A 13910-nucleotide genomic window follows, 5' to 3' on the forward strand; every position below is an offset into this window, starting at 1 on the left:
AAGCTCCGGGTAGGGAACGGGCGGGGTCAGGCCGCGTAGGCCTGTTGGGAAAGCGGCGCCAGGCCCGGCAGGGGCTGGGCTTGCGGCGCGTATTCGGGAAGCAGTTCGCTCAGTTCCGAGCCGTACAGGTCGCGCAGCATGGCCGGCGTCAGCTCGGCCGAGGGGCCGTCGTAGACCACCTTGCCGTGGCGCAGCGCCACCACCCGCGGGCAGTAGCGCAGGGCCACGTCGACCTGGTGCAGCGAGACCACCACGGCCACCTTGCGGCTGCGGTTGATGTGCGCCAGCGTGTCCATCACGCGGCGCGAGGATTCCGGATCGAGCGAGGCGATCGGTTCATCGGCCAGGATCACGCGGGCGTTCTGCACCAGCGTGCGGGCGATCGCGGCGCGCTGCTGCTGGCCGCCGGACAGCGTCGAGGCGCGCTGAAATGCGTAGTCGTCTATACCAACCTGGGCAAGCGCGTCGAGCCCCTGGCGCACTTCGGCCCGCAGGAACACGCGCGTCAGGCTGCGCCACATCGGCACCCGCGGCAGCAGGCCGGTCAGCACGTTGGTGATGACCGGCAGGCGGCCCACCAGGTTGAATTGCTGGAACACGAAGCCGATGCCGGCGCGGGCCGCGCGCACATTCCGCGACAGGCGGCCATGGCGCTGGATCAACTGGCCGTTGACCGTGACGCTGCCCTGGCCGGCATCGCCGACCACGAAGCCGGCCAGGTGGCGCAGCAGGGTGGACTTGCCGGAGCCCGAGGCGCCCAGCAGCGCCACCATCTCGCCGTCGGCCACGCGCAGGTCGACGTTATCCAGCGCCCGGGCGCCGGGATGGAAGGACTTGCTCAGCCCCTGTACTTCGATGGCGTAGGTCATCGTTGAATCCCCTTGGAATGGTTCATTCGCGCATTCTGTTTTCGCGGCATGACAGCGCGATGACCCGGGAATCGAATCATTTGGCGGAAAATAGGGGCCATGGCAACCGACTGAAAGACATCCGTCACATAAGGCCGCGCCACCGTCGCGGGTGGCGGGTATATTCAAACAATCCCCCCTTTCGACAGGCGGTCATCATGCTCAACGGTTCCTGCCTTTGCGGCCGTGTTGCCTACCAGATCACCGGCCCGCTCACCGACGCGCTCAATTGCCATTGCGCCATGTGCCGCACGTCGCATGGCGCCGCGTTCCGCAGCCGCGCCACCGTGCAGGCCAGCGACTTCGCCTGGACCAAGGGGGAAAGCCACGTCACCTGGTATTGCTCGTCGCCGGGCAACTACCGTGGCTTCTGCGAGGCCTGCGGCACGCCGCTGCTCAGCCGCTTCGACCAGACGCCCGACATCTACGGCCTGCCCCTGGGCGCCCTGGACGATGACCCCGGCATCAAGCCAGGCGCGCACTGTCATGTGGCGAACAAGGCGCCCTGGTTCGACATCACCGACACCCTGCCGCAATACCCGGACGCGTTCGAAGGCGCCGAAACGTCCCTGCCGCACGCGGTCACCTGAACGGTTACACAGAAATTCAACCAGACAGTTGAATTGAAACGGCAAGGCGGGATATATTCAACCTCATGGTTGAATCACTGCCTCCCCCGTCCCTGGATGCCGTCTTTCGCGCGCTGGCCGATCCCACGCGCCGCGACATGCTGCAGCGCCTGGCCGGCGGAGACCGGACCATCGGTGAACTGGCCGCGCCCCTGCGCATGAGTTTCGCCGGCGCCTCCAAGCACGTGCAGGCGCTGGAACGGGCCGGCCTGCTGCGGCGGACCGTCAACGGCCGCAGCCACGTGTGCAGCCTGAATCCGGCCCCGATGGCCGAAGCCATGCAATGGCTGCGCTTCTATGAACATTTCTGGTCGGGCCGGCTGGATGCGCTTGAAGCCGCGCTGGCCGCCCATGCGCCCCCGACCGCCTCCCCGGAGAGCCAACATGAGTGATTACGGTGTCGTCACCAGCCCCGCGTCCCTTTGCTTTACCCGCATCCTGCCCGCCAGCGTGGAACGGGTCTGGGCCTTCCTGACCGAACCCGACAAGCGCGGGCAATGGCTGGCAAGCGGCGACATGGAACTGCGCGAAGGCGGCGGCGTCACGCTGCGCTTCGTGCACGCCGACCTGTCGTCCGTGGCCGAGCCCACGCCCGAGCCCTACAAGCCCTATGAAAACGGTGTCACCACGCATGGCCTCATCACCCGTTGCGAGCCGCCACGGCTGCTGGCGTTCACCTGGGGGGGCTCGCAGGGCCAGCCTTCGGAGGTGACGTTCGAGCTGTCGCCGGAAGGCGACGGCACCCGCCTGGTGCTGACCCATCGCAAGCTGGCCTCGCGCGCCGACATGATCGATGTCGCGGGCGGCTGGCATGCGCACCTGGGCGTGCTGTCCGCGCGCCTGGCGGGCCGCGAGCCGGGCCCGTTCTGGTCGGCGCTGCTGCGTTGGGAGAAGGACTACCAGGCGCGCATCCCCGCGCAATAAGGGACGCCATGCCCTCCGCCCCGCGCCCGCCGGCGCGGGGAAAGCGCCAGCCGCTACTGCCACGGCCGGATCCGCCGCCGCGCAGTCGTTCAATAGCAACTATCACGCCATCCCGGCAGATAAAAACTGGCTAATCATTGCGCTTTGCAGTAACATAAGTCCGTGATTTTTCCGCAAAAACCGGGCTTCGTTCACAACATTGAGTGCCAACCTTCGGTGGCAGTCTGAGTACCTGCCCGCAGTCGCGGGCCATGCCGGACTTTCGCCCGGCATTCCTGCAACGCTGCAACCGGTTTTCTTGGGTGAAACCTGCCCTTGCCCCGTGGCGCAACCGCGTCGCCCGGTATCGCAGCAGACACTCCAACCCGCTTCTTCCGGCGACGCGCCACAAGCGCCGATCCGCGACCAAGCTGCGCATCACGCGCACACAGCCCTCGCGGCGCGAGTATCCGTCATTTCAGACATCCACTTGGGATGCCGTGGCCCATACCCGCGCTTGCCCGGACGTTTTACGTTCAACCGCTGGACCTGGCCAACAGAGTCCAACGCGCTCGCCATCCCCGGGTGGCGCGCCATGCCGACGGCATGGCGGCGCGTATTGATCAAGGAGTAGAGAATGGCTAAAGAAGAACTCATCGAACTGGACGGCATCGTCGACGAAGTGCTGCCCGATAGCCGCTACCGCGTCACCCTGGACAACGGCATCGAAGTGGGCGCCTACGCCTCCGGCCGCATCCGCAAGCACCGCATCCGCATCCTGGCCGGTGACCGCGTCACCCTGGAAATGTCGCCGTACGACCTGACCAAGGGCCGCATCAACTTCCGCCACAAGGACGAACGCGGTCCCGCCCCGAGCCGTCCCCCGCAGCACCGCCGCTGATCGGCGACGGCCGGCGCCCGCCGGCCTGTCGCCCCCCACGGCGGGCGCCTCGCGGGCTTAAACTCGCGCGCGCCATGCCGTAGTAATGCGCAAGACCCCGGTTCGTGAAAGAATGGCGCTCCGCCGGCGCCAGGCCCGGCGGAACACGCATGACGCAGCAAGATGGATCTGACACAGGAACTGAAAGACGCGGCCGACCAGCTTTCCCTGACGCGAAGACGCTTCGCCAAGGGGGAGGAAGGCCTGCGCCTGCTGCATCAATCGCGTGAAGCGTTCATCAACAGCCTGCGCAACACCGGCCTGACCTACGCGGAAGCCAAGATCAAGTACGACAACTGCCTGGACGAACAGGAAGTGCAGTTGCACGACATGCTGGAAAAGATGCGCTACGCCGAGCGCATGCACCAGTACATCCTGCACCGCATCGCGCTGCAGCAGCCGGCCCAGGCCGCCACGCCCGCCTGAGGGCCGTGCCCGCTCAGGGCTTGAACGCGCCGATGAAGATGGCGGGATCGACCCGCGCATCGTTCAGGCTGACATTCCAGTGCAGGTGCGGACCGGTGGCCCGGCCCGTGGCGCCAACCTTGCCCACCACCCCGCCCCGGGCGACCGTGTCGCCCACCTTCACGTCGATCGCCGACATGTGGCAGAACATGCTGACGAAGCCCTGTCCATGGTCCAGGAACACGGTCTTGCCGTTGAAGAAATAATCCCCCACCAGCGACACCACGCCCGCGGCCGGCGCCTTGATCGGCGTGCCGGCCGGCACCGCGAAATCCAGGCCGGAGTGCGGATTGCGCTCTTCGCCGTTGAAGAAGCGGCGCAGCCCGAACGGACTGGACAGCCGGCCGCCGCTGACGGGCCGGTCCAGCAACAGATTGCTGGGCGTGACGCCGGCGCGATAGGCGCGGTTGGCGGCGCTCTGTTCGGCCATTTCGCGCTCGATGCGCTTCATGTCGTCGGGATCGGGGTTGACCTGGCGCGGGTTTTTCAGCGTGATGTGTTGCGCCACGTACTCCTTGGCGCGCACGGTGAACGGCAACTGGCGCGTGCCCGCGCCATCGCGCACGGCTATTTCCTGCTGGCCGGGCTTGACCGCCAGCGGAATGCCGACCACGGCGATCCATTGCCTGCCATCCTCGCGCACCACCAGCACGCGGCGGTCGCGGTAGGTGACCTCGGGCGCCGTCGCGGCGTCGCCCAGCGCCAGCACGGCAACGCCGCCCGGCACCGGCGCATTGAGCTTGCGGCTGATGAAGCCGCCCGGCTGCGCGGCCGGCGCCTGCTTGGCGCGCGCCGGCAGGGCCAGGCACACAGCCGCCGCGGCCAGGCCCAGCCGCAGCATGTCTCGGCGTTGCGGCATCACTGTTGCAGACACAGGTTGGCGGGTTCGATCAGGCTCTGGTCGCGCCGCGCAATACGGGTCGACAGGCGGGCCTCGGTCTTGCCCTTCCAGGTGGTGGTGGTCAGCACCGCCTCGACGCCCAGGCTGTCCGACTGGATCAGCTCGAAGCCATTGCGCACCGGCTTGCGCTCGAAATTCACGTTCAGGCTTTTCCAGGCGTCGGCCACGCAGTTGGTGTAGTCCTCGGCCGTGCGCTGGGTCGACCCGTAGAACACCGGATCACGATCGCGGACGTCTTTGACGTTGGCGCAAGCCGACACGGCGAGCACGACGGTGGCAAGGGACAAGGCGGTGCGGACCTTCATATCTGGACTCTCTGGCAATCAATGGAAAGAGGCGGCCAACTATACCGCAGCGTCCGGCGACGGTTGCGGCCGGCGCGCCGACTTGGGGCGGAAAGCGGCGATGACCTCGGGACGGGTCTCGGCATACGGACCGCCGATCAGGTCGATGCAATAGGGAATGGCGGCGAAGATGCCCGGCACCAGCACCGAGCCGTCGTCGGCGCGCAGGCCTTCGAGAGTCTCGCGGATCGCCTTGGGCTGGCCCGGCAGGTTGACGATCAGCGCGGCATGCGATGGCCGTTCGCGGATGACGGCGACCTGCCGCGACAGGATCGCCGTGGGCACGAAGCGCAGGCTGATCTGGCGCATCTGCTCGCCGAAGCCCGGCATTTCCTTGGTGCCCACCGCCAGCGTGGCCTCGGGCGTCACGTCGCGCCGCGACGGGCCGGTGCCGCCGGTGGTCAGGACCAGGTCGCAGGCGCAGGTGTCGACCAGCTCGATGAGCGTCTCGGAAATGCGCGCGGCCTCGTCCGGGATCAGCCGGTCCACCGCCTGCCAGGGCGAGGCCAGCGCCCCGCCCAGCCATTCACGCAGGGCGGGCAGCCCCTGATCCTGGTAGGCGCCGGCCGAGGCGCGGTCGGAGATCGACACCAGGCCGATGATCAGTTCGTCGGGATGGCGGCGGGCGATGCGGGCGGGAGCGGTCATGGGATACGGGAGCAAAGGAAGTCGGACAAGGGATGCTATCGCATTCTCCGCCGGCCGGCCTGGCGGCGACCGGCCCCGCGCCTGTGGCAAAAAGGGGAATCCCCGGGTTTGCGCGCTTGTCGCGCTCATGGCGGCTGGCTAACATCCGCTCACATTCTCTTCTTCCACCCCGACCCGCGCGCCGCGCCTTCCTGGTTTCTCATGTTCACACGCACCCTCGGGCAGCATGCGCTGGCGGCGGCGCTGGCCCTGGCGGTCGCGCTGGCCGCGGGCTGGGGCGCCTGGCATACGCTGGCGCTGCGCACCGGCCCGGCGCCGGCCGCGGCCACCGGCGTCTATATCCACAACCTCGGCAACACCCTGCAGGACCAGACCCGCAACCTGTCGCGGCTGAGCCAGGCGCTGCGCACCGGCGACCGCCTGGTGGTGCTGGGCTCGTCCGAGCTGACCAGCACCGATCTGCGCTTCGTGCCCTACCGCTTCCTGGCCGACGAACTGCGCATGCCGGTCATGGCCTACGGCCATTCGGGCTTCCAGTCGCTCGGCATGCAACTGGTGCTGGCGGCGCTGGCGGATGACCTGTCACCGGCCTCGCGCGTCGTGGTCATGGTGTCGCCCGGCTGGTTCGATGGCGACGGCGGCCTGGGGCCGGATGAATTCCGCGAACACGCCAACCCGCTGCTGCCGCGCCTGGTGCGCCAGCCCGAAGGCCGCGAACAACTGGCGCGCTGGCTGCGCGACAAGGGCGACGCCCGGGTAGCGTGGTCGATGGCGGCCGAACAGGCCTATGTGTTCCGCCAGCGGCTGGTCGACCTGTGGACGCCGGCCCATGCGGCGCCCGCGCCCGAGGCGGAAGCCGAGGGCCCGACGGCCGCGGCCCGGGTGGTCGACTGGGACGCCCTGGCGCGCGAGGCGCAGGAGGCCGAGCAGACGCAAATGACGCGCAACCGCTACGCCGTGCGCGACGAATTCTTCGATAAGTACCTGCAGGCGGTGCCGGCCGGCGGCAAGACCGCCTTCCTGCCGCGGCCGCTGACCGGCAAGGACGAATTGCGCGAGCTGGAGGCGCTGATGCGGCTGCTGCGCAACCATGGTGTCAACGCGCTGTTCGTGATGCAGCCGCTGCACCCGCTGGTGTTCAAGGACCTGGACCGCTTCGGCCCCATCCAGCGCCAGGTCGACGCGCTGTGCGCGCGCTACGCCATGGCCTGCATGAACATGTACGACGCGCCCTACGAAATCGGCACCCTGCGCGACGTGCAGCACCTGGGCGAACTGGGCTGGCTGCGGGTCAACCAGCGCATCGCCGAGGTCTTTCGCCCGTGAGCCCGGCTCCCCTATCCCCGAACAAGGACACTGCGCGATGAGAAAAACCCTGTGGCTGTGCCTGCTCTACCTGGGCCTGCTGGCGGTCATGATGATCCAGGCCGACACCTCGGCCAACCTGGGCAAACCGCTGGAAATCGAGTTCCAGTACCAGAAGTTCTAGCTTGCCGCGCCGGCGGCGCTGGCCGCCGGGGGCGGGCGGTCGGTTTGCCGGACACGGGGAACGGCGAAAGTTGCCTGAAGCAACCGGGGACATGTCACAAATCTGTAATAATCTGGGCCTCCGCCGGAACCTCCCCCGCCTCCATGTCCACCCTCTTTCATGGCCTCGACCTCTGGGTTGGCCTCAGCCTTGCACTGGCCCTGACGTTCGTCCTGGCTTTCGAATTCATCAATGGCTTTCACGACACGGCGAACGCCGTTGCGACGGTCATCTACACCAAGGCCATGCCCCCGCACCTGGCGGTGGTGCTCTCCGGCATTTTCAACTTCCTCGGCGTGCTGCTGGGCGGCGTGGGCGTGGCCTACGCCATCGTCCACCTGCTGCCGGTGGAACTGCTGATCAACGTCGATACCGGACGCGGGCTGGCCATGGTGTTCGCCATGCTGGCCGCGGCCATCGCCTGGAACCTGGGCACCTGGTATTTCGGCATCCCCGCCTCCAGCTCGCACACGCTGATCGGCTCGATCCTGGGCGTGGGCCTGGCCAATGCGCTGATCACCGACCTGCCGCTGGCCGACGGCGTGAACTGGGGCAAGGCGATCGACATCGGCGCCTCCCTGGTGGTGTCGCCGGTGGCCGGCTTCCTGGTGGCCGGCGGCCTGCTGCTGGCGCTCAAGCGCTGGCTGCCGCTGTCGAAGATGCACAAGACGCCCGAGCAGCGCCGCGCCATCGACAACAAGAAGCACCCGCCGTTCTGGAACCGCCTGGTGCTGGTGCTGTCGGCCATGGGCGTGAGCTTCGTGCACGGGTCGAACGACGGCCAGAAAGGCATCGGCCTGATCATGCTGGTGCTGATCGGCATCGTGCCCGCCAACTTCGTGCTCGACACCAATAGCACCACCTACCAGATCGAGCGCACGCGCGACGCCGCCACCCACCTGAGCGCGTTCTACCAGCGCAACGAAGCCATGCTGGGCGACTTCCTGGCGCTCAAGCGCGCCGGCTCCGCCTCGGACCTGCCGCGTAATTTCCGTTGCGATCCGGAATTGACCCTGCCCACCATCGACGCGCTGCAGGCCGACCTGCACGGCGTCAGCAACTACGCCGACCTGCCCGCCGCCAAGCGCATCGATGTGCGCCGCTACCTGCTGTGCCTGGACGACACCGCCAAGAAGGTGGCGCGCATCGAGGGCCTGCCGGCACGCGAGCGCACCGACCTGCAACGCCTGCGCGCCGACCTGACCGCCACCACCGAGTACGCGCCCTTCTGGGTGATCGTGGCGGTGGCCCTGGCGCTGGGCGCCGGCACCATGGTCGGCTGGCGCCGCGTGGTGCTGACGGTGGGCGAAAAAATCGGCAAGCAGGGCATGACCTACGCCCAGGGCATGTCGGCGCAGCTGACCGCGGTCGGCGCCATCGGCCTGGCCAACGTCTTCAGCCTGCCGGTGTCCACCACCCACGTGCTGTCGTCCGGCGTGGCCGGCACCATGATCGCCAACAAGAGCGGCCTGCAGGGCGGCACGGTGCGCAACATCCTGCTGGCCTGGATCCTGACCCTGCCCGCCTCGATGCTGCTGGCGGCCGGCCTGTTCTGGGTCGGGGTGCAGATCGCCGGCTGACCTTGGTCCGGCCGGGCGGACCATCTGCCCGGCCGGCGCAACACTGTGGCTACCGCGCAGGGCTATGCCCGGCGCGCAGGCGCCTCTACGATGGCGCCATGGCTACCCCTTCCCCCATCCTGCATTACATCTACGACCCGCTCTGCGGCTGGTGCTATGGCGCCGCGCCGCTGGTGCAGGCCGCCCGCGGCATCAGCGGCCTGACGATCGAGGCCCATGGCGGCGGCATGATGACCGGCGGCAACCGCCAGCCCGTCACCGAGGCGTTGCGCCGTTACGTCATGCCGCACGACGAACGCATCGCCAGCCTCACTGGCCAGGTGTTCGGCCCGGACTATTTCGACGGCCTGCTGCGCGACAGCGGCGCGGTGTTCGACTCGGCGCCGCCGACCACCGCCATCCTGGCCGCGCAGGCGCTGGCGGGCCGCGGCCTGGACCTGCTGCACCGGCTGCAGCAGGCCCATTACATCGAAGGCCGGCGCATCGCCGATCCCGCCGAGCTGCGCCGCCTGGCGGTGGAGATCGGGCTGGACGAGGCGGCCTTCCAGGCCGCCTATGCCGCCACCGAGGGCGCGGCCACCGAGCGCCACATCGCGCAGAGCCGCGAATGGCTCGCGCGGGTTCGGGGCTCGGGCTTCCCGACGTTGGCGCTGGAACGGGACGGCGTCTTTGCGCTGCTGGAACCCGCCCGCTTCCTGGGCCGCCCGTTGCAATGGCAGGCGGACCTGCGCCAGCGCCTGACGTGATCAGGCCTCGCCGATGTCGCCGTCGCGCTGCAGCGCGCGGTGCATCGCCGGACGCGCCGCCAGCCGTTCGGCATAGGCCGAGAACACCGGATTCTCGGCGATCAGCTTCACCTGCATCATGAACTGCAGGGCGCCGCCCAGCACGATGTCGACGGCGCTGAACTGCTCGCCCAGGAAATACGCGCGCGACTGCAGCACGCGGGTCACGACCTGCTCGACCTCGTCGGCCGAGCCCCATCCCATCGAGCCCTGCTGGTGCGCCGTCTTGAAGGCGCGTTCCGTCATGGCCGGCTCGAACACGCCGGTGGAATAGGCCAGCCAGGTCAGGTAGGGGCCGCGCTGCGGATCGCCCACCACGGGGCCCAGGCCCGCCTGCGGATACAGGTCGGTCAGGTAGAGCGCGATGGCGGGGGTCTCGAACACAGGCACCCCATCGTGCACCAGCGCCGGCACCTTGCCATGCGGGTGGATGTCGATGTAATCGGGCGGGATGTGGCCGGAACCGTCGCGGCGGCGGATCGACACCATCTCGGTGTCGTAGGGCACGCCCAGCTCTTCCAGCAGCCAGAGGATGCGGAACGAGCGCGAGCGCGGCGCGTGATAGAGGGTCAGCATGGGCGGTCTCCTGGGGCCGGGGCGCGGCCCTGGCGGTCATTGTGCCGCAGGCCGCCCCACCGGGGCCAGCACTGTCCCCGACCGCCGCGCGTTTCCTATTCGTCGGCGCCCAGCGCGCGCAGTTGCGCTTTCAGGCGGCGCACTTCCTGGCTCAGGTCCAGGATCAGGGCAACCGCGTCCAGGCCGGCGCCGAAGTCTCGCTCCAGGCGGCGCGCGTGCAGCGCGCGCTGCAGGTCGACACTGTAGAAGCGCCACTCGGCCGGGCGCTGACCGCTGGCGTCGACAATGCCGACCTCGACCAATTGCGCGACCCATTCGACCTCGGCGCCGCAGGCGCGGGCCAGTTCGTCGGCGCTGAGCGGTTGCGACTTGCCCACCACGGTGGCGCTGCTGATGACGACTTTCTTCATGATCAGACCCCCAGGTGGCGCCGCGGGTTGAACGGCAGATCTTGCTGCATCTTGCGGTAGGCCTCCTTGGCCGCTTCGGTGTCGGCCGGCGGCAACGCCAGTTCAAGCACCAGGTACAGGTCGCCGGGCGGATCGCCCGGGATGCCGCGGCCGCGCAGCCGCAGCTTGCGGCCGTTGCCGGACCCGGCGGGCACCGACACCTCGACCGTGCCGCCCGGCGTCGGCGCATTGACCTTGGCGCCCAGCGCCGCTTCCCAGGGCGCTACCGGCAGCGTCATGTACAGGTCGCGGCCTTCGGCGCGGTAGCGGGGATGCGGCTTGAAGCGCACCTCCAGGTAGAGGTCGCCGTTCTCGCCGCCGCCGTAGCCCGGCATGCCCTGCCCGGCCAGGCGGATGAACTGGCCTTCGCGCACGCCCGGCGGAATCCGCACGCTGAGCGTGCGGGTCTGCATCTGCGGGCGACCGTGGTCGTCGACCTGCATGGAGCGCAGGCTGATGTCGCGGGTGGCGCCTTTCAGCGCGTCTTCCAGGTCGACCTCGATCGCGGCGTGATGGTCGTCGCCGCGCGCGCGGAATTCCTGCTCGTGGCCCGAGGCCGGCCCGCGGCGGCCGCGGCCGCCAAACAGCGACGAGAAGAACTCGCTGAACTGGGCCTCTTCGCCCGACGCCGGGCCGCGGTGGAACTCGAAGCCCTCATCCCAGCCCGGCGGCGGCTGGAACCCTCCGCCCGGCGACACGCCGGCCGCGAGATTGTCATAGGCCTCGCGCTTTTCCTTGTCGCGCAGCACGTCGTAGGCTTCGTTGACGTCGCGCATGCGCGCCTCGGCGTCGCTTTCCTTGCTGACGTCGGGGTGGTATTTGCGGGCGAGCTTGCGGTAGGAGCGCCGGATTTCGTCTTCGGAGGCGCCGCGCTCCACACCAAGAATGCTGTAGTAGTCCTTGAACTCCATTTCCCAGCCCATGGTAAGGGTTGCAGCCAAAGGCGGCTCGCGCCGGATTCGGCCCTGAATGGAAAGAAGATAGGGGTTGCGGTGCGATTTTTCAATGCGTTTCGTCAGTCGCGCGGCTTCGCGCATAATGGACGGTTGCCGCGTCCGCCGCCAGGCGGGGCAGGCATCGCCAACGAACAGGAACCGATCGTGCTGGAAATCATCGACGTCGACTTCAACAACCCGGAACACGGCCAGCAGGTGCTGGCCATGCTCAACGAATACGCCAACGGCCCCATGGGCGGCAACACGCCGCTGCCCGAGCACGCCCAGCGCAACCTGATCGCGGAACTGGCCAAGCGGCCGACGGCGCGCGCCCTGCTGGCGCGGATCGACGGCGCGGTGGCGGGCGTGGCCGTCTATATGGAAGGCTTCTCGACCTTCGCCTGCCGCCCGCTGGTGAACCTGCATGACCTGGCCGTGTCGCCGCGGTTCCAGGGCCAGGGCGTGGGCAAGCAGCTGCTGGCCGCGCTGGAAGACCGCGCCCGCCAGCTGGACTGCTGCAAGATCACGCTGGAAGTGCTGGAGGGCAACGCCGTGGCCCAGGGCCTGTATCGCAAGCTGGGCTACGAAGGGTATTCGCTGGACGAGGAGACCGGCCGCGCCATGTTCTGGCAGAAGAAGCTGGCCGCCTGAGCCGCGCCGGCGAGCGTTTCGCGGCGCGCTGGGGCGCGCCGCCCCCAAGGGAACAAGACACCATGAAGATGAGCAACATCCCCTTCGGCACCACCGACTGGTCCGAGGTCGAAACCACCGAACATCCCGGCGACACCGGCATGGCCTACTGGCGCACCCGCCAGTTCGGCGACCTGCGCGTGCGCATGGTCGAGTACACGCCCGGCTACCTGGCGGACCACTGGTGCAGCAAGGGTCACATCCTGCTCTGCCTGGAAGGCGAGCTGCACACAGAGCTGGAAGACGGCCGCACCTTCGTGCTAACGCCGGGCATGAGCTACCAGGTGGCCGACCAGGCCGAACCGCACCGCTCGTCCACCGCCCCCGGCGCCAGGCTGTTCATCGTCGACTGACGCGCCGGCGCGACACGCGAAATTTCAATTGCGTTACGCTTTGCGCTACGCACCCCATTTTCATCGCCAGCCGCCCCAGGATGACGGCGCCCGATGACACGCTCCCCGCGAGGAGTGGCCCGCCGAAGACGCGGCGTGGGGGCATTGTCCAACCGCCTGACCGGAGATGCACTTGGGCGCCCCGTTTACGCTGTACGTAGATTCCCAGTTCCTCAGCCCCTACGCCATGTCGGCCTATGTGGCGCTGGCCGAGAAACAACTGCCCTTCGAGGTGCGCCTGATCGACCTGGACGCGGGCGAACAGCGCATGCAACCGTACCAATGCCGCGCCTTGACCGCGCGCGTGCCGGCCCTGACCCACGGTGACTTCAACCTGACCGAATCCACCGCCATCGCCGAGTACCTGGAAGACCTGCATCCGGCGCCGGGCTGTACCGCGCTGTACCCGGGCGAGCCGCGCGAGCGTGCCCGCGCCCGCCAACTGCAGGCCTGGCTGCGCAGCGACCTGGGCGCCCTGCGCCAGGAGCGGCCGACCGAATCGGTGTTCTACGGCGATGCCGGCCAACCGCTGTCCGACGCCGGCCATGCGGCCGCGGCCAAGCTGATCCACGTGGCCGGCGCCCTGATCGGCGCGGGCCAGGCCACCCTGTTCGACGACTGGTGCATCACCGACCTGGATCTGGCGGTGGCGCTGCGGCGCCTGTGGCAGGACGGCCTGCCCGATCCGCTGCGCGACTACGTCCAGACCCAGTGGCAGCGGCCCTCGGTCCGCAAATGGCTGGAACACAACGCGGACGCCCGCGCCTGACAGCTCGCCTTGGAGCGGCCATGCAATTGCTGGATCACGTCTCCATCAGCGTCGCCGGGCTCGACAGCGCCCGGCCGTTCTACGACGCCGTCATGGCCGCCCTGGGCGCGGTCAAGGTCTATGACCACGCCGACGCGCTGGGCTACGGCGAACGCTGCCGCGCCGGCGATGCCGGCCATACCTACCTGAGCGTGCAGGCCGATGCGGCGGCCTCGCCGACGGCGCCGGCGCGCCGCCACTGGTGCTTCAAGGCCGCCAGCCGCGCCGCCGTCGACGCGTTCCATGCCGCCGGCCTGGCCCACGGCGGGCGCGACGAGGGCGCGCCGGGATTGCGCCCGCACTACCATCCCCACTACTACGCCGCCTTCCTGTCGGACCCCTCCGGCAATCGCATCGAAGCCGTCTGCCACGACGCGCCGTGAGACGCGGCGCGGATCCCGCAAACAACAAGGGACAGTGAGTCCCGGG

At 68.7% G+C, this 13910-nt stretch carries 20 protein-coding genes; 13 read left to right on the forward strand and 7 right to left on the reverse strand.

The window, feature by feature from the left end; all coding sequences use genetic code 11:
* Nucleotides 1-26: 26 nt before the first annotated feature.
* Nucleotides 27-869, reverse strand: a complete 843-nt coding sequence (gene phnC / locus HV742_RS14940; RefSeq protein WP_175145820.1) for a phosphonate ABC transporter ATP-binding protein — start codon at nucleotides 867-869, stop codon at nucleotides 27-29.
* Nucleotides 870-1066: 197 nt separating this feature from the next.
* Between phnC and HV742_RS14945 the strand changes: the two genes are divergently transcribed.
* The 5 genes from HV742_RS14945 to HV742_RS14965 all read left to right on the forward strand — a co-directional run bounded on the left by HV742_RS14945 (nucleotide 1067) and on the right by HV742_RS14965 (nucleotide 3806).
* Nucleotides 1067-1498: a GFA family protein gene (locus HV742_RS14945; protein ID WP_175145821.1), complete on the forward strand. Its 432-nt coding sequence runs from the start codon at nucleotides 1067-1069 to the stop codon at nucleotides 1496-1498.
* Between the two features lie 65 nt (nucleotides 1499-1563).
* A complete protein-coding gene (locus HV742_RS14950; RefSeq protein WP_049075538.1) occupies nucleotides 1564-1929 on the forward strand; it encodes an ArsR/SmtB family transcription factor in 366 nt (121 codons plus the stop codon).
* Entirely contained in the window at nucleotides 1922-2461 is a 540-nt protein-coding gene (locus tag HV742_RS14955; protein WP_049075540.1) for an SRPBCC family protein, read from the forward strand. The genes HV742_RS14950 and HV742_RS14955 overlap by 8 nt, the downstream gene beginning before the upstream one ends.
* A gap of 616 nt (nucleotides 2462-3077) precedes the next feature.
* Nucleotides 3078-3341, forward strand: a complete 264-nt coding sequence (gene infA / locus HV742_RS14960; protein WP_049075541.1) for a translation initiation factor IF-1 — start codon at nucleotides 3078-3080, stop codon at nucleotides 3339-3341.
* A 162-nt stretch (nucleotides 3342-3503) separates the two neighbouring features.
* Nucleotides 3504-3806, forward strand: a complete 303-nt coding sequence (locus HV742_RS14965; RefSeq protein ID WP_049075544.1) for a hypothetical protein — start codon at nucleotides 3504-3506, stop codon at nucleotides 3804-3806.
* A gap of 13 nt (nucleotides 3807-3819) precedes the next feature.
* On the opposite strand, the gene HV742_RS14970 is transcribed toward HV742_RS14965, so the two are convergent.
* From HV742_RS14970 to mog, 3 genes are read right to left on the reverse strand one after another with little or no spacing between them, the layout of a single operon-like run.
* The gene (locus HV742_RS14970; RefSeq protein WP_174655162.1) at nucleotides 3820-4704 is read right to left on the reverse strand and encodes a peptidoglycan DD-metalloendopeptidase family protein; all 885 of its coding nucleotides are present in this window, start codon (nucleotides 4702-4704) and stop codon (nucleotides 3820-3822) included.
* Nucleotides 4704-5051, reverse strand: a complete 348-nt coding sequence (locus tag HV742_RS14975) for a hypothetical protein (protein ID WP_049075546.1) — start codon at nucleotides 5049-5051, stop codon at nucleotides 4704-4706. The genes HV742_RS14970 and HV742_RS14975 overlap by 1 nt, the downstream gene beginning before the upstream one ends.
* A gap of 39 nt (nucleotides 5052-5090) precedes the next feature.
* A complete protein-coding gene (gene mog, locus HV742_RS14980) occupies nucleotides 5091-5738 on the reverse strand; it encodes a molybdopterin adenylyltransferase (protein ID WP_175145822.1) in 648 nt (215 codons plus the stop codon).
* Between the two features lie 201 nt (nucleotides 5739-5939).
* On the opposite strand from mog, the gene HV742_RS14985 reads away from it, so the two are divergent.
* From HV742_RS14985 to HV742_RS14995, 4 genes are all read left to right on the forward strand, one after another.
* The gene (locus HV742_RS14985; protein WP_049075549.1) at nucleotides 5940-7064 is read left to right on the forward strand and encodes a D-alanyl-lipoteichoic acid biosynthesis protein DltD; all 1125 of its coding nucleotides are present in this window, start codon (nucleotides 5940-5942) and stop codon (nucleotides 7062-7064) included.
* 37 nt (nucleotides 7065-7101) lie between these two features.
* Nucleotides 7102-7227: a hypothetical protein gene (locus tag HV742_RS32455; RefSeq protein ID WP_020926707.1), complete on the forward strand. Its 126-nt coding sequence runs from the start codon at nucleotides 7102-7104 to the stop codon at nucleotides 7225-7227.
* A 143-nt stretch (nucleotides 7228-7370) separates the two neighbouring features.
* Nucleotides 7371-8846: an inorganic phosphate transporter gene (locus tag HV742_RS14990; RefSeq protein ID WP_049075550.1), complete on the forward strand. Its 1476-nt coding sequence runs from the start codon at nucleotides 7371-7373 to the stop codon at nucleotides 8844-8846.
* 98 nt (nucleotides 8847-8944) lie between these two features.
* Entirely contained in the window at nucleotides 8945-9592 is a 648-nt protein-coding gene (locus HV742_RS14995) for a DsbA family protein (RefSeq protein ID WP_049075552.1), read from the forward strand.
* Here HV742_RS14995 and HV742_RS15000 read toward each other — a convergent pair whose 3' ends face one another.
* The 3 genes from HV742_RS15000 to HV742_RS15010 all read right to left on the reverse strand — a co-directional run bounded on the left by HV742_RS15000 (nucleotide 9593) and on the right by HV742_RS15010 (nucleotide 11567).
* Nucleotides 9593-10207, reverse strand: coding sequence for a glutathione S-transferase family protein (locus tag HV742_RS15000; RefSeq protein ID WP_175145823.1), 615 nt, complete (start codon nucleotides 10205-10207; stop codon nucleotides 9593-9595).
* A 95-nt stretch (nucleotides 10208-10302) separates the two neighbouring features.
* On the reverse strand, nucleotides 10303-10617 hold the full coding sequence (locus HV742_RS15005) for a chaperone modulator CbpM (protein WP_049075556.1): 315 nt from the start codon (nucleotides 10615-10617) through the stop codon (nucleotides 10303-10305).
* A 2-nt stretch (nucleotides 10618-10619) separates the two neighbouring features.
* Complete coding sequence (locus tag HV742_RS15010) at nucleotides 10620-11567, reverse strand: DnaJ C-terminal domain-containing protein (RefSeq protein ID WP_049078012.1); 948 nt, start codon at nucleotides 11565-11567, stop codon at nucleotides 10620-10622.
* A gap of 189 nt (nucleotides 11568-11756) precedes the next feature.
* Here HV742_RS15010 and HV742_RS15015 point away from each other — a divergent pair, with 189 nt between their 5' ends.
* The 4 genes from HV742_RS15015 (at nucleotide 11757) to HV742_RS15030 (ending at nucleotide 13864) form a co-directional block, all read left to right on the forward strand.
* Nucleotides 11757-12242 carry a GNAT family N-acetyltransferase gene (locus HV742_RS15015; protein ID WP_049078014.1) on the forward strand — a complete coding sequence of 162 codons (486 nt, stop codon included), beginning with the start codon at nucleotides 11757-11759 and terminating at the stop codon, nucleotides 12240-12242.
* A gap of 62 nt (nucleotides 12243-12304) precedes the next feature.
* Nucleotides 12305-12634, forward strand: coding sequence for a DHCW motif cupin fold protein (locus HV742_RS15020; RefSeq protein ID WP_175145824.1), 330 nt, complete (start codon nucleotides 12305-12307; stop codon nucleotides 12632-12634).
* A 172-nt stretch (nucleotides 12635-12806) separates the two neighbouring features.
* Nucleotides 12807-13442: a glutathione transferase gene (gene yfcF / locus HV742_RS15025; protein WP_175145825.1), complete on the forward strand. Its 636-nt coding sequence runs from the start codon at nucleotides 12807-12809 to the stop codon at nucleotides 13440-13442.
* Between the two features lie 20 nt (nucleotides 13443-13462).
* Nucleotides 13463-13864: a VOC family protein gene (locus HV742_RS15030; protein ID WP_063585260.1), complete on the forward strand. Its 402-nt coding sequence runs from the start codon at nucleotides 13463-13465 to the stop codon at nucleotides 13862-13864.
* Nucleotides 13865-13910: the final 46 nt, after the last annotated feature.

It is taken from the genome of Achromobacter ruhlandii (assembly GCF_902859695.1).
Lineage (GTDB): Bacteria > Pseudomonadota > Gammaproteobacteria > Burkholderiales > Burkholderiaceae_B > Achromobacter > Achromobacter ruhlandii.

What these genes read in the sequence shown, in the direction of transcription:
- HV742_RS14965 (WP_049075544.1), top strand. Translation starts at nt 3,504, where the DNA reads ATGGATCTGACACAGGAACTGAAAGACGCGGCCGACCAGCTTTCCCTG.
- mog (WP_175145822.1), bottom strand. Translation starts at nt 5,738, where the DNA reads ATGACCGCTCCCGCCCGCATCGCCCGCCGCCATCCCGACGAACTGATC.
- phnC (WP_175145820.1), bottom strand. Translation starts at nt 869, where the DNA reads ATGACCTACGCCATCGAAGTACAGGGGCTGAGCAAGTCCTTCCATCCC.
- HV742_RS14985 (WP_049075549.1), top strand. Translation starts at nt 5,940, where the DNA reads ATGTTCACACGCACCCTCGGGCAGCATGCGCTGGCGGCGGCGCTGGCC.
- HV742_RS32455 (WP_020926707.1), top strand. Translation starts at nt 7,102, where the DNA reads ATGAGAAAAACCCTGTGGCTGTGCCTGCTCTACCTGGGCCTGCTGGCG.
- HV742_RS15030 (WP_063585260.1), top strand. Translation starts at nt 13,463, where the DNA reads ATGCAATTGCTGGATCACGTCTCCATCAGCGTCGCCGGGCTCGACAGC.
- HV742_RS15010 (WP_049078012.1), bottom strand. Translation starts at nt 11,567, where the DNA reads ATGGAGTTCAAGGACTACTACAGCATTCTTGGTGTGGAGCGCGGCGCC.
- HV742_RS15020 (WP_175145824.1), top strand. Translation starts at nt 12,305, where the DNA reads ATGAAGATGAGCAACATCCCCTTCGGCACCACCGACTGGTCCGAGGTC.
- HV742_RS14950 (WP_049075538.1), top strand. Translation starts at nt 1,564, where the DNA reads ATGGTTGAATCACTGCCTCCCCCGTCCCTGGATGCCGTCTTTCGCGCG.
- HV742_RS14995 (WP_049075552.1), top strand. Translation starts at nt 8,945, where the DNA reads ATGGCTACCCCTTCCCCCATCCTGCATTACATCTACGACCCGCTCTGC.
- HV742_RS15000 (WP_175145823.1), bottom strand. Translation starts at nt 10,207, where the DNA reads ATGCTGACCCTCTATCACGCGCCGCGCTCGCGCTCGTTCCGCATCCTC.
- HV742_RS14970 (WP_174655162.1), bottom strand. Translation starts at nt 4,704, where the DNA reads ATGCCGCAACGCCGAGACATGCTGCGGCTGGGCCTGGCCGCGGCGGCT.
- HV742_RS14990 (WP_049075550.1), top strand. Translation starts at nt 7,371, where the DNA reads ATGTCCACCCTCTTTCATGGCCTCGACCTCTGGGTTGGCCTCAGCCTT.
- HV742_RS14955 (WP_049075540.1), top strand. Translation starts at nt 1,922, where the DNA reads ATGAGTGATTACGGTGTCGTCACCAGCCCCGCGTCCCTTTGCTTTACC.
- HV742_RS14945 (WP_175145821.1), top strand. Translation starts at nt 1,067, where the DNA reads ATGCTCAACGGTTCCTGCCTTTGCGGCCGTGTTGCCTACCAGATCACC.
- infA (WP_049075541.1), top strand. Translation starts at nt 3,078, where the DNA reads ATGGCTAAAGAAGAACTCATCGAACTGGACGGCATCGTCGACGAAGTG.
- HV742_RS15005 (WP_049075556.1), bottom strand. Translation starts at nt 10,617, where the DNA reads ATGAAGAAAGTCGTCATCAGCAGCGCCACCGTGGTGGGCAAGTCGCAA.
- HV742_RS14975 (WP_049075546.1), bottom strand. Translation starts at nt 5,051, where the DNA reads ATGAAGGTCCGCACCGCCTTGTCCCTTGCCACCGTCGTGCTCGCCGTG.